Below are 12,795 nucleotides of genomic sequence, written 5' to 3' on the forward strand. Positions count from 1 at the left end.
GGCGACCCTGGCTGTTCAGGCGCGCGGGCGGAATGCCATCAGGAAGACGCCGCCGACGACCGCGGCGATGCCGCCCAGGATGTAGATCATCGTGCCGTCGGTGAAGCGCCCGGTCAGCGAGTTCACCACCTGGTCGACCGGCGCATTGGCCGCCCGCCAGGCGAAGACCAGAAGGATCGCGCCGACGCATAGAAGAACGATGCCGAGAATGCCGCTGGACCGCATGTTGTGCCTCCGTCGAGTTGACGACGGGAACGGACGCGGCCGGCAAAGGTTCCATCGGCGTCAGCCGGCCAGGTGGAACGCCTCGTGATAGGCGGTCTGGATCATCCCGCCCATCACCGGCCCACCCCCGGCGACATGGATCATGTCGCCGGCCAGGGCGGCTCCCAGGCCATGGCGCGGGGTCGGCATCGGCGCGTAGGCGGCCCAGCTATCGGCCTTGGGATCGTAGCCCTCGTTCTGGCCGAAGACGCGCCGGGTGCCCTCACCACCCATGCAGAAGACGCGGCCGCGATAGAGCACGGCGCCATGGCCGCTGCGCGGCGTTGGCATCGGCGCGCGTTCTTCCCAGCGGTCGCCCGCCGCGTCGTAGGCCAGGTGCAGGCCGGTGTTGAAGTGGAAGGTATCCATCCGGCCGCCGATGACATGGATGCGGCCGTCCACCACGACGCCGCCGGCATGGTCGCGCGGGCCGGGGATGGGCGCTCGGCGGCTCCAGCGGTCGGCGGCCGGGTCGTAGACGTCGTGGGCGTCGACCGAGCGCACGTCGCGCCCGCCGATGGCATGGATGCGCCCGTCCAGCACGACCAGTGAGATGGCGCCGCGCGGGCCGGGCAGGGGGGCGATCTCGCGCCAGGCATTCTCGGCCGCGGCATAGACGAAGCAGGCGCTGAAGGGCGCGCGGTTCTGCTCGATGAAGCCGCCGCAGGCATAGATCCTGTCGCCGTCGGCGGCGACGCCGACATGGTTGGCGCCGCGCGGCAGGGGGGCGGCATCGCGCCAGGCATCGGCCGCGGCATCATAATAATGGTGGTAGGGCCGGTCGACGCGCTGCAGCCCGTAGCCGCCCACGACATGCATCCGCCCCTGCATGGCCGTGGCCCAGGCCATCTCGCTGCGCGGCAGCGGCAGCGGGGCGCGCTGCACCCAGTGGCCGGGATCGGCGGCGGGCGGGGCCGGCGAATAGAGAAAGCGCTGGGTCTCGGCCTCGGGCGGCATCGCCACCGGCCCGCCATGGCGCAGGTGCGACAGGAGCGGGTCGTGCTGGGCGTGCTGGGCCACGGCCAAGCGGGGCAGGAGGGTCGCCGCGGCCCCGGCACCCAGGGTCGCCAGGAAGGTACGCCGGCCGGGCGCCGACGGCAGGCCTTGACGTTTGTGCTGGACCATCGCGGCGAACTCCTCGAAGGTAGGGGCCGCAGGATAGCGTCCGGCGGCGCGGAGCCGCCATGGGCCGGTCGCGATTCCGCCTGAATTTTTCCCTGGACTATTCTATATAAGCGGCCGAGGCCGGCATGCCGGCCGCTGATCCGCAGGGCGCATCCGCGCCCACCTAGCAGGAGGGTACGTGGCAAAAGAAGATCTGATCCAGTTCGAGGGAGTCGTCCTGGAAATGCTCCCGGAGTTTCGTTTCCGCGTCCGCCTCGACAGCGGGCACGAGATGCTGGCCTACACCGGCGGCAAGATGCGTAAGCATCGCATCCGTATTCTCGCCGGCGATCGCGTGACGGTCGAGATGACCCCCTATGACCTGACCAAGGGGCGAATCACCTTCCGCCACAAGGACGAGCGCGCCCCGGTCGTGAGCGCAGCACCCCGTCGCCCGCAGTTCCAGCGCCGCCGCTGAGCAGGCCGGCCGGATAGTCCGGCCGGCACCACCACCCCTCCAGGAAGATTTTGCCGGGCATTTTGCCCGGCTTTCGGCGTTGGCCTATCCATCCCGGAACATGCTCGACCGATCGGGGCGATGTACACGCTCTGGTAAATGCCGCCGGCCGCGGCTATGGTCTGGATTGGTAACAATCGGCGCATAAGGCCGAAGCCAATAGCGGGCATCGCCCGTCTCGGGAGGAGACATAGATGAACTGGAAGCATTTCCTGGGTGCCGTCGTCGCGGTTGCCGGGCTGGGTGTCATGGCGCCCGCCGGCGCGCAGACGATCACCCTCAGCGGCGCCTCGCAATTCAACGACGACCACGCCTTCACCAAGGCCCTCGTGCGCTTCGAGGAACTGGTGAAGCAGTATTACGGCAAGCCGATCAACTTCACCTTGCACAAGAACAGCGAGCTGGGTCTCGAAAAGCAGTATTTCGAGTACATGGCCCAGGGCAAGGCGGTCGACTACGGCATCGTCTCGCCGGCGCACATGTCGACATTCTCGCGCGCGGCCCCCTTCATCGACGCGCCGTTCCTGTTCCGCGACCTCGACCACTGGAACAAGGTGCTGGACGCCGACCTGCTGAAGCCGATCGCCGACGAGATCGCCCAGAAGGCCGACGTCATGCTGATCGGCTATGCCGGCGGCGGCGTGCGCAACATCTTCGTCAACAAGCCGGTGAAGAACCTGGCCGAAATGAAGGGCCTGAAGGTCCGCGTGCAGGGTGCGCCGATCTGGAGCCGGGCCTTCGCGGCGGCCGGCCTGTCGCCCACGGTCATCGCCTATAACGAGGTCTACAACGCCATCCAGAACGGCGTCATCAATGCCGGCGAGAACGAGGCGGCCGGCGTCGACCAGATGAAGTTCTACGAGGTCGGGCCCAACCTCGCGATGACCGAGCACGCCATCACGATCCGGCCGATCTGCTTCTCGGGCAAGACCTTCAAGAAGCTGCCGCCCGATCTGCAGCAGGCCGTCCTGCGGGCCGGCAAGGAAGCCGGCGCCTATGGCCGCCAGGTCGAATCGTCCGAGGATTCCGCCAAGCTCGACGCGCTCGAGAAGGCCGGCAAGCTGAAGCGCATCCCCTTCGCCGACCGCGACCAGATGAAGAAGCTGGTCGACCCGGTGATGGCGGCCTACGCCAAGGACATCGGCGTCGACACCATCTTCGCGCAGATCAACGCGACCAAGTGAGTTGAACCGCCGGTCCCGCGACCTTCGGCAGGTCGCGGGACCGGCGGAGCTCGTCTTTCCGACATTCCAGGAGACGTGGCGTGACCGGCTCCCCCGGCGTGTGGCGCTCGCTGACCGCGGCCTGCCACCAGATCCTTTCGTTCCTGCTCTGCGTCTCGGTGCTGATCCTGGTGATCCCGGTGACGCTGCAGATCTTCTCGCGCTTCACGGCGATCATCCCGCACTACATCTGGACCGAGGAGATGGCCCGCTTCCTCTTCGTGTGGATGGTGATGATCGGCGCCATGGTCGGCGTGCGCGAAAGCGCGCATTTCGACGTCGACCTGTGGTCGCACAAGTCGCCGCGCCTGACCGCCGGCATCAACCTGATCTCGCGCTTCGCCATCCTGGTCTTTGCGCTGACCTTCCTCTTCGCCGGCTGGGAGTTCACGCTCTTCGGCTGGAACCGCATATCCGAACTGGCCGAGCTTCCGCTTTGGATGATCCACATCGCCTGGCCGCTGACCGGGTTCGTCTGGATCGTGTTCCTGGGTGAACAGGTCGTCGACGATTTCCGCACGCTGGCCGGGGGACAGGGTTGATGGGTGCCGCCGTTCTGACGCCGGGCATGGCGTCGATCATTCTTTTCGGCCTGTTCTTCGGCCTGATGGCGCTGCGCGTGCCGATCGCCTTCGCGCTGGGCCTGGCCTGCCTGCCGATCCTGTTGATCGAGCCGCATCTGTCGCCCATGACGCTCGTGCAGGAAACGTTCAACGCCTACAATTCCTTCATCCTGCTGGCGGTGCCGTTCTTCCTGCTGACCGCCAACCTGATGAATGTCGGCGGCATCACCGACCGGCTGATGACACTGTCGCGCACCATGGTCGGGCACTTCCCGGGCAGCCTGGCGCAGATCAACGTGGTCCTGTCCTTCTTCTTCGCCGGCATCTCGGGCTCGTCCACGGCCGACGCCGCCAGCCAGTCGAAGATCTTCATCGAGGCCCAGCGCAAGGAAGGCTACGACGACGGCTTCTCGGTGGCGATCACCGCCGTCTCGGCCGTGCTGGCGGTCATAATCCCGCCGTCGATCCTGATGATCGTCTGGGGCGGCATCCTGACCGTGTCGATCGGTGCGCTCTTCCTGGCCGGCATCATCCCCGGCCTGCTGATCGCGCTGGTGCAGATGGCGACCGTGCACATCTACGCCAAGATGCGCGGCTACCCGACCTACCAGCGCTCCACCTGGCGGGAGTTCTTCTGCGCCTCTTTCGTCGCCATCCCGGCCCTGATGACGCCCGGCATCATCATCGGCGGCAAGATTTTCGGCTGGTTCACGGCGACGGAGTCGGCCTGCATCGCCGTGCTCTATGCCGGCGTGCTGTCCTTCTGCGTCTATCGCGAGATGGACACGAAGGGCTTCTACAACGCATTGCTCGATACCGGCCGGCTGGCGGCGGTCGCGCTTTTCTGCGTCGGCACGGCCAGCGCCTTCGGCTGGCTGCTGGCCTACTACCAGATCCCCAAGGCGATCCTGGCCGGCGTCCAGGCGTGGGAACTGGGGCCGATCGGCGTCGGCTTCCTGGTGGCGGCCGTGTTCCTGGTCGTCGGCTGCTTCCTGGATGCCATCCCCGCCATCATCATCGTCGGCACCATCCTCGACCCGGTGGCCCGCACGGCCGGGCTGGACCCGGTGCATTTCGCGATGATCGGGATCGTCTCGCTAGCCTTCGGGCTGGTGACGCCGCCATACGGGCTTTGCCTGATGATAGCCTGTTCGGTGGCCGGGTTGCGGCTGGCCGACGTCATCAAGGATACGATGATCATGCTGCTGCCCATGCTGGGCGTATTGATCCTCGTCATCCTGTGGCCGCAGGTGACATTGTTCCTGCCCAGCCTGATCTCGCCCGAGTTCCTGCGCTGATCCCTGCCGGAGAGATGACGACGATGCCTGAGATCGAGCCCCTGTCGGACGCCCTGGGCTGCCGCCTGACCGGCATCGACCTGCGCGGCGGCATCGACGACGCCACCTTCGCGGTCGTGGAGCAGGCGCTCCACGACCACCTGGTGGTGATCCTGCCGGGGCAGCAGGGGCTCGATCCGGCGCGCTACCTGGCCTTCGCCCGGCGCTTCGGCCGGCCGGAGCCGCATGTCATCGACCAGTTCCACCATCCGGCCGATCCGAACATCCTGATCCTGTCCAACGTCGTGGTGGACGGCCAGCCGACCGGCCTGATGGATGGCGGCACCTACTACCACACCGACTATTCCTACCTGCCGGTGCCGGCGCGCTGCACCATGCTGCACGCCATCCGCATCGCCGACCAGGGCGCAGGGACCGGCTTTGCCAACCTGCGCCAGGCCTGGGAAGACCTGCCGGCCGACATGCAGGCGCGCATCGACGGGCTGGTCTGCCGCCACCATTACGGCAACCGCGACGACCTCGACGAACGCTCGCGCACGGCGGCCTCGCCGCTGTCTTCGGAACAGAAGGCGAAGATGGACTGGGTCCGCCACCCGCTCGTCCGCCGCCATCCGCACACCGGCCGGCCGACCCTCTATGCCGTGTCGGGCAGTTCGTTCGGGATCGACGGCATGGGCGACGCCGAGGGCGTGGCCCTGCTGGACGAGCTGAAAGCCCATGCGACCCAGCCGAAGTACCTCCACCGGCCGAACTATGCCGAGGGCGACGTCGTGATCTGGGACAATTGCTGCCTGCTGCATTCCGCGCCCCTGGCCGACCCCGCCCAGCCGCGGACATTGTGGCGCATCACCGTCAAGGACGCCGGGCCGACCTGCTGACGGGGCGCCACGGCAGTGACCGCGGCGCCGCCGCAAGTACCGCGCTACTGCTGCGTTCTGGCCTCGGACGCGCGCTATTTCGACTTTGCACGGGCCTGCGTGACGAGCCTCGTGGCCGCGGCCCGGCTGCTGCACGGCGTGGCGGTAGAGGTGGTCTTCGTGTCGCTGGGCCTGACGGCCGAGCAGGAGGGGTGGCTCGCCGCCCAGGGCGTGCGGGTTGCCGCGCCGGACCCGATGGTGCCGCGCTTCCCCGACGCGCCGGACCACGCCTATGCCCAGACCTGCCGGCCGTACCTGCCGGCGATGTTCCCCGGCCATGACGGCTATGTCTGGGTCGATTCCGACCTGCGGTTCCTCGATGGCCATGGCCTGGCTGCCTGCATCGCGCCCTGCCTGCGGCGGGCGGCACCCCTGGCTGTCGCCACCGAGAACGACCCGTCCTACGTGATGATGAGCCAGCCGGCGGCGGCCGGCCTGTGGCATGCCCAGCGGCGCCAGCGCGTGGCGCGCATCTATGGCGAGGCGATCGCGCGGCGGCTCCAGCCGATGGCCGGCATCAATTCGGGCTTCTTCGCCGCCGCCGCCGATTCCCCGCTATGGGCAGCCTTCGCCGGGCGGCTCGAGCAGGCCCGGCGCCTGCCCTATGACCGCCTGGCCGAGCAGGATGCGCTCAATGTCGCGGTCCTGGATGTCGGCGGCTATGCCCGCCTGCCGCCGACGATGAACTGGCTGTGCAGTTGGCGCATCCCGCACCGCCGGGCCGATGGCAGCTGGTGCCACCCCGACCATTGGCACGCGCCGATCCATGTTTTGCACTTGACCAATGCCGGGTCGTTCCACACCGAGGATGGCCGGCGCGAACGGCTGGTCGACATGTACCGGCGCGTCGGCCTGCCGGTCTGATCGCCGTGACCGCCGCTGCCGTCATCGCCGTCCTGGCCGACGGCCCGGACGCCCGGGCCGCGCGGGCCTGCATCGCCAGCATCCTGGCGGTGCTGCCGCCCGGCCTGGCCGACCTGGTGGTGGTCGCCGAGGCACTGCCGACCAGTGATGCGGCGTGGCTGGCCGCCCGTGGGGTGGCACACGCACCGGCGTCCGCGCGGCCGTGGAGCGTGCCGGAAGTCCTGCCGGCCCATGGGGTATGCATGGTGGTCGATCCGCGGCTGCGCCTGCTGCGCAAGGAGGTGCTGGCGCTCTTCCTGAAGTATGGCGCCCGGCCGGACCGCGCCGTGGTGGCGGTGCCGGCCGGCGATCCCGCCTATGGCGCGATCGCCGATCCCCGCCTGGCCACGGCCGCCTTTGCGCAACGGCATGCCCGGCTGGCTGCGGCCCATGGCACCGCGATCGCCGACCGCCAGTGCGTCCTGCCGCCGTTCGACGCAGGCATCGTCGCCGCGCGGGCGTATTCGCCGATCTGGGCCGCCTGGAGCCGGCGCGCGGCCGCAGGCGGTGAAGCGGATGCCTTCGACGTGGCGGTACGCGATGTCGGTGAATTCTTCCGCATGCCGACGACGATGAACTGGATGTGCGGGCAGAAGCTGCCCTGGCAGGCGCCCGATGGAACCTGGCGCCATCCCGACTATCGCGCGGAGCCAATCTTCGCCGCCAACCTGGCCCCGCCCCAGCCATGGCTGGCGTCGACGGAGGGTGCCGACCGGGTTGCCGGCGTCTATCGCGCCATCGGTGCTGCCGGCGTCACGCCGCCGCGATGACCTGGACGCCGGCTGCCGCCAGATCGCGGTCGGCGGCGATGTCCGTGGCGATGCCATCGGGGCCGGGGATGGCGATGGACCGCGTCAGGCCCTTGATCACCGTCACCGCGAAGCCCTGTGCCACCGCATCCAAGGCCGACCAGGCGACGCAGAAATCATAGGCGAGCCCGACCAGCACGCAGTGCTGCACGCCGCGCTCGCGCAGGTAGCCGGCAAGGCCGGTCGGCGTCCGGCGGTCATTCTCGAAGAAGGCGGAGTAGGAGTCTATCTCGCGGTCGTGCCCCTTGCGCAGCACGAGCTGGGCCCGGGTCAGCGCGCCGGCCGCGATGGCGGGATGGAACGCGGCACCCGCCGTCCCCTGCACGCAATGGTCCGGCCACAGGACCTGTAGGCCGTAGGGCATGGCGACCGTGGCGAAGGGGATGCCGCCCTCATGGTTGCTGGCGAAGGAGCGGTGGTCGGCCGGGTGCCAGTCCTGTGTCACGACGACCAGCCCGAAGCGCTCCGCCAGGCTGTTGATGCCCGCCATGATCTCGTCGCCGCCGGGCACGGCCAGCGCGCCGTCGGGACAGAAATCCACCTGCGGATCGACGATCAGCAGCGCCTCCGCGGAACCGATGTCGAGCGTGGGCGGCGGCAAGGGGTGGCGCCGTCAGAAGGCCGCGATGTGGCGGACGATCAGCCGGTCCAGCCCATCCGCGTCGCGCTGGCCGATGGCCGTCACCATCTCGTGGTGCTCGGCACCGCTGCCGCGCAGGCCCTCGGTGCTGCGCCAGCGGCCGGACGTGCCGAAATGGCTGCGCTCGCGCAGCGACTGCACGGTTTCCACCAGCACCGGGTTGCCGGTGATGGCAAAGAAATGATCGTGGAAGGCGGCATTGGCAGCCGCCTGGTGCTGGCGCCCCTGGCTCTCGACCGTCTGGTCGAAGGCGGCCGCCAGGCGCTCCAGAATGGCGACGTCATCAGCACTGGCGCGTTCGACGATCAATCCGGCGGCGCTGCGCTCGATGGCCGTGCGCACGAAATAGAGCTGCTCGCGCTGCACCGGGTCGGGGGTGGCGACGCGGAAGCCATGGTTGGCCCGATGCTCCACCAGGCGCTGTGACTTCAGCTCGGCCAGCGCCTTGCGGATGTCGAACTGGGTGGCGTCGTAGCGCGCCTGCAGCTCGATCAGCTTCAGCCACTCGCCATGGCTGAAGCTGCCGAACTTGATGTCGTTGCGCAGCCGGCGGACAAGCTGGTCGAGCCGGTCGGCGGCGGCGTGCGACTTGGGCATCGGACGCCGGCCGCTCGCTTTACTTCTTGGCGGGCGGGGCGGTGGCGACGAAGGACGGGCGGGCCAGCATGGCCGCGTGCCAGCGCGCCAACGCCGGCCGGCCGTCGCGCCAGTCCGACCCGGTGTCGAGCCGGTCGAGATAGGCGATGGCGCAGGCGAGCGTCACCGGGCCGAAGGTGGCGCTGGTGGCAATCGTGTCGGCCGTCGTCTCCAGATGGTCGAGGCAACGCTTGGCGCGCGCGACCTCGCCGTCGAAGATCGCGGCCGAGCGCTTGTCGACCGGGCGGCCCAGCTCGCGGCCATAGGCGATGGCGCCGTCGAGGATGCCCATGGCCAGCGCCTCGAAGGCGCGCTCGTGCCACAGGTTGGTCCCGCCATTGGGCAGGAAGCGCGGGCCGACATGCAGCCGGTCCAGATATTCCGCGATCGCCTTGGTGTCGCTGATGGCGATGCCGTCGTCGGTCACCAGCACCGGCACGCGGCCGAGCGGCGACACCGCCAGCACGACGCTGTTGGGATCGCGCAGCGTCGCCGGCACTTCTTCGATCCGGTCGGTCAGGCCCAGCTCGTGGGCCTGCACGCGCACGATGCGGGCATAGGGCGAGCCCGCCGTCATGTAGAGGCGCATCAAGTCACTCTCCCCTCATTCGCGCCGAAGACGCGGGCGAAAATCGTATCGACGTTGCGGGTGTGGTAGCCGAGGTCGAACTGCGCGGCGATCTCTTCCGGCGACAGGTAGCGGCCGACCTCGGCATCGGCCTTCAGCAGGTCCAGGAACTGGCCGCGGCCATGCCACGCCTCCATCGCGTTGCGCTGCACCAGGCGATAGGAATCCTCGCGGCTGGCCCCCTTCTGGGTCAGCGCCAGCAATACGCGCTGGGAATGGACGATGCCGCCGCCCGTCTCCAGGTTGGCCCGCATGCGCTCGGGATAGACCACGAGCTGGTCCACCACCCGCGCGGTGCGCGCCAACGCGAAGTCGAGCGCGATGGTGGCGTCCGGCCCGAACACCCGCTCGACGGCGGAGTGGGAGATGTCCCGCTCGTGCCACAGGGCCACGTTCTCGTGCGCCGGTATGACCGCCGCGCGGATGATCCGGGCAAGGCCGGTCAGGTTCTCGGTCAGGACCGGGTTGCGCTTGTGCGGCATCGCCGACGAGCCCTTCTGGCCCGGCGCGAAATACTCCTCCGCCTCGCGCACCTCGGTGCGCTGCAGGTGGCGGATCTCGATCGCCAGTCGCTCGATGCCGCTGGCGACCACGCCCATGACCGAGAAGAACATGGCATGGCGGTCGCGCGGGATGACCTGGGTCGAGACCGGCTCGATCTCCAGCCCCAGCTTGGCCGCCACATGCGCTTCGACGCGGGGGTCGATGTTGGCAAACGTGCCGACCGCGCCCGAGATGGCGCAGGTCGCGATCTCCCGGCGGGCCGCCACCATGCGCTCGCGGTTGCGCTGGAACTCGGCATAGTGGCCGGCCAGCTTCAGCCCGAAGGTGGTGGGCTCGGCATGGATGGCGTGGCTGCGGCCGATGCAGACGGTGTGCTTGTGCTCGATCGCGCGTCGGCGCAGTGCCGCCAGGACTTCGTCGATGTCCTCGATCAGGATGTCGCAGGCCTGGGTCAGTTGGACGGCCAGGCAGGTGTCGAGCACGTCGGACGAGGTCATGCCCTGGTGGACGAAGCGCGCCTCCGGCCCGACATGCTCGGCCAGGTTGGTCAGGAAGGCGATGACGTCGTGGCGGGTCTCGCGCTCGATCTCGTCGATGCGATCGACCTCGAAGCGGCCGCGCTCCCAGACCGCGCGCGCGGCCTCGGCCGGGATCACGCCCAGTTCGGCCTGCGCGTCGCAGGCATGGGCCTCGATCTCGAACCAGATGCGGAACCGGTTCTCCGGCTCCCAGATGGCGGCCATGCGCGGCCGGCTATAGCGGGGGATCATCTTCGTTTTCCGTAACGCGCGGGGGGCCGCACTCTACGCGGAAGGGGCCGGATTGGGAAAGCGCCGCGCTTAATTGGGAAAGCGCTGCGCTTAATGCGGCGTCACCACCTTCAGCCCCACGATACCCGCCACGATCAGCGCGATGCAGGCCAGGCGCGCGGCGTCGGCCTGCTCCTGGAACAGCCACATGCCGAGGATGGCGGTGCCGACCGTGCCGACGCCGGTCCAGATCGCATAGGCGGTGCCGAGCGGCAGCGATTTCAGCGCCAGGCCCAGGAGGCCCAGGCTGATCACCATGGAGCCCGCGGTCAGCAGGGTGGGCAGGGGCCGCGTGAAGCCCTCGGTGTATTTGAGGCCGACGGCCCAGCCGATCTCGAACAGGCCGGCGGCCAGAAGGATGATCCATGCCATGGGAACGAACTCCACCCGCAAGGCGGGGTCGTCCCCGTCCATGGCTCTTCCCCTCGGGCGGGTGTCGCGGGGTCGTCCCCGCCGAGCCTTCGGCTTCCAGATAGGATGGGCGGGCCGCCCGATCAATCCCGGCCCTTCACTCCATGGACAGGGGCGGCCCGGGGTGGCTACGGTACCGCTCACACAAGATTCCCGGCGCCCGTCATTGGTGAGGGCGCCTGTCGGAGGATGCGATGGAACCCACCCGTGGATTGAACGCCGATCTCGATTCGGCCCTGGCGGATGCGCGCGCCGAATATGCCGCGCGCAACCCCAAGAGCGCTGCCCGCCAGGTCGAGGCCGCCAAGGTGATGCCGGGCGGCAATACCCGCACCGTCATCCATTTTCCGCCCTTCCCGCTGACGATCGCCAAGGGCGAGGGCGCGCGGGTGTGGGATGCGGACGGGCATGAGTATCGCGACTTCCTGGGCGAGTTCACGGCCGGGCTCTAGGGCCATTCGCACCCGGCGGTGATGAAGGCGATCCGTGGCGCGCTCGAAGGCGGCATCGCGCTGGGCGGCCCCAACCTGGTGGAGGCCGAGCTGGCCCGCTTGGTCTGCGGGCGCTTTCCGTCGGTCGACCAGGTGCGCTTCACCAACTCCGGCACCGAGGGCAACCTGCTGGCCGTCTCGGCCGCGCGTGCCTACACCAAGCGCTCCAAGGTGCTGGTGATGGAGGGCGGCTATCACGGCGGCGTCTTCTACTTCTCGGGCCCGACGCCGCTCAACGTGCCGTTCCCCTTCGTGTTCGGCCGCTACAACGACATCGACTACACGCGTGCCGCCATCCGCGAGCATGCGGCCGACCTGGCGGTCGTGATCGTCGAGCCGATGATGGGCGGCGGCGGCTGCATCGCGGCCGACGACAGCTTCCTTGCCATGCTGCGCGAAGAGGCGACGAAGGCGGGTGCGGTCCTGATCTTCGACGAGGTGATGACCTCGCGCCTGTCGCCGGGCGGCATCCAGCAGCTCTCGGGCGTCACCCCGGACATGACGACGTTCGGCAAGTATATCGGCGGCGGGCTGACCTTCGGCGGCTTCGGCGGCCGGGCCGACATCATGGCCAATTTCGACCCCTCGCGGGCCGATTCCTGGCCCCATGCCGGGACCTTCAACAACAACATCCTGACCATGTCGGCCGGCGTCGCCGGCCTGACCGAGGTCTACCCGCCCGAGGTCGCGACCAGCTTCAATGCCAAGGGCGACCAGCTCCGCGGCCGCCTGAACGCGGTCGCCCGCGAGAAGGGCCTGCCGGCGCAGTTCACCGGCCGCGGCTCGATGATGAGCGTGCATTTCGGCTGGAAGCCGGTGCGCGGGCCCGAGGACACCAAGCAGACGCCGCAGGCCCTGCGCGACCTCTTCCACATGGATCTGCTGGCCCGCGGCATCTATCTCGCGCGGCGCGGCATGATCAACCTGTCGGTGCCGATGACCGACGGCGACTTCGACGCGCTCGTGGCGGCGGTGGACGAGGTGTTGACGGTGCGCTCGGCGGTGATCGCATCCACCTTCGGCCCGGCGAAGGCAGCGGCCTGAACGGGGGAGGGGGCGGCTCCGGCCGCCCCCCGCC

Annotated in this window: 16 protein-coding genes; 9 read left to right on the forward strand and 7 right to left on the reverse strand. The window is 69.0% G+C overall.

Annotated features, from left to right (window positions below):
- Positions 1–15: 15 nt before the first annotated feature.
- Both STVA_RS06520 and STVA_RS06525 read right to left on the reverse strand, forming a co-directional pair.
- The gene (locus tag STVA_RS06520; RefSeq protein WP_123689405.1) at positions 16–225 is read right to left on the reverse strand and encodes a DUF3185 family protein; all 210 of its coding nucleotides are present in this window, start codon (positions 223–225) and stop codon (positions 16–18) included.
- A 60-nt stretch (positions 226–285) separates the two neighbouring features.
- Positions 286–1,389 (reverse strand): Kelch repeat-containing protein, encoded by a 1,104-nt coding sequence (locus STVA_RS06525; protein WP_123689404.1) that lies wholly within the window; start codon positions 1,387–1,389, stop codon positions 286–288.
- 178 nt (positions 1,390–1,567) lie between these two features.
- Here STVA_RS06525 and infA point away from each other — a divergent pair, with 178 nt between their 5' ends.
- The 7 genes from infA to STVA_RS06560 all read left to right on the forward strand — a co-directional run bounded on the left by infA (position 1,568) and on the right by STVA_RS06560 (position 7,559).
- Positions 1,568–1,846 carry a translation initiation factor IF-1 gene (infA, locus tag STVA_RS06530; protein WP_123689403.1) on the forward strand — a complete coding sequence of 93 codons (279 nt, stop codon included), beginning with the start codon at positions 1,568–1,570 and terminating at the stop codon, positions 1,844–1,846.
- Positions 1,847–2,079: 233 nt separating this feature from the next.
- Positions 2,080–3,069, forward strand: a complete 990-nt coding sequence (locus STVA_RS06535; protein ID WP_123689402.1) for a TRAP transporter substrate-binding protein — start codon at positions 2,080–2,082, stop codon at positions 3,067–3,069.
- A gap of 80 nt (positions 3,070–3,149) precedes the next feature.
- On the forward strand, positions 3,150–3,650 hold the full coding sequence (locus STVA_RS06540) for a TRAP transporter small permease (RefSeq protein WP_123689401.1): 501 nt from the start codon (positions 3,150–3,152) through the stop codon (positions 3,648–3,650).
- Positions 3,650–4,969, forward strand: coding sequence for a TRAP transporter large permease (locus tag STVA_RS06545; RefSeq protein WP_123689400.1), 1,320 nt, complete (start codon positions 3,650–3,652; stop codon positions 4,967–4,969). Before STVA_RS06540 ends, STVA_RS06545 begins: the two co-directional genes overlap by 1 nt.
- Positions 4,970–4,983: 14 nt before the next feature.
- Positions 4,984–5,847: a TauD/TfdA dioxygenase family protein gene (locus STVA_RS06550; protein WP_123689399.1), complete on the forward strand. Its 864-nt coding sequence runs from the start codon at positions 4,984–4,986 to the stop codon at positions 5,845–5,847.
- A 99-nt stretch (positions 5,848–5,946) separates the two neighbouring features.
- Complete coding sequence (locus STVA_RS06555; RefSeq protein ID WP_123689398.1) at positions 5,947–6,750, forward strand: hypothetical protein; 804 nt, start codon at positions 5,947–5,949, stop codon at positions 6,748–6,750.
- 5 nt (positions 6,751–6,755) lie between these two features.
- Positions 6,756–7,559, forward strand: coding sequence for a hypothetical protein (locus tag STVA_RS06560; protein ID WP_123689397.1), 804 nt, complete (start codon positions 6,756–6,758; stop codon positions 7,557–7,559).
- Here the strand turns inward: STVA_RS06560 and pncA are convergent.
- The 5 genes from pncA to sugE all read right to left on the reverse strand — a co-directional run bounded on the left by pncA (position 7,543) and on the right by sugE (position 11,187).
- Positions 7,543–8,199: a bifunctional nicotinamidase/pyrazinamidase gene (gene pncA / locus STVA_RS06565; protein ID WP_245978292.1), complete on the reverse strand. Its 657-nt coding sequence runs from the start codon at positions 8,197–8,199 to the stop codon at positions 7,543–7,545. The two genes, STVA_RS06560 and pncA, sit on opposite strands and share 17 nt — an antisense overlap.
- A gap of 12 nt (positions 8,200–8,211) precedes the next feature.
- Positions 8,212–8,835 (reverse strand): GntR family transcriptional regulator, encoded by a 624-nt coding sequence (locus STVA_RS06570; RefSeq protein ID WP_123689396.1) that lies wholly within the window; start codon positions 8,833–8,835, stop codon positions 8,212–8,214.
- A gap of 19 nt (positions 8,836–8,854) precedes the next feature.
- On the reverse strand, positions 8,855–9,463 hold the full coding sequence (locus STVA_RS06575; protein ID WP_123689395.1) for a glutathione S-transferase N-terminal domain-containing protein: 609 nt from the start codon (positions 9,461–9,463) through the stop codon (positions 8,855–8,857).
- Positions 9,463–10,776, reverse strand: coding sequence for an adenylosuccinate lyase (gene purB / locus STVA_RS06580; RefSeq protein WP_123689394.1), 1,314 nt, complete (start codon positions 10,774–10,776; stop codon positions 9,463–9,465). The genes STVA_RS06575 and purB overlap by 1 nt, the downstream gene beginning before the upstream one ends.
- Positions 10,777–10,866: 90 nt before the next feature.
- Entirely contained in the window at positions 10,867–11,187 is a 321-nt protein-coding gene (gene sugE, locus STVA_RS06585) for a quaternary ammonium compound efflux SMR transporter SugE (RefSeq protein WP_123689393.1), read from the reverse strand.
- 233 nt (positions 11,188–11,420) lie between these two features.
- Here sugE and STVA_RS28065 point away from each other — a divergent pair, with 233 nt between their 5' ends.
- Together STVA_RS28065 and STVA_RS06590 are read left to right on the forward strand one after the other, a co-directional pair.
- A complete protein-coding gene (locus STVA_RS28065; RefSeq protein ID WP_245978289.1) occupies positions 11,421–11,678 on the forward strand; it encodes a hypothetical protein in 258 nt (85 codons plus the stop codon).
- 21 nt (positions 11,679–11,699) lie between these two features.
- On the forward strand, positions 11,700–12,761 hold the full coding sequence (locus STVA_RS06590) for an aminotransferase class III-fold pyridoxal phosphate-dependent enzyme (RefSeq protein WP_245978288.1): 1,062 nt from the start codon (positions 11,700–11,702) through the stop codon (positions 12,759–12,761).
- Positions 12,762–12,795 lie beyond the last annotated feature (34 nt).

It is taken from the genome of Stella humosa, assembly GCF_006738645.1.
In the GTDB taxonomy this organism is placed as follows: Bacteria; Pseudomonadota; Alphaproteobacteria; order ATCC43930; family Allostellaceae; genus Allostella; species Allostella humosa.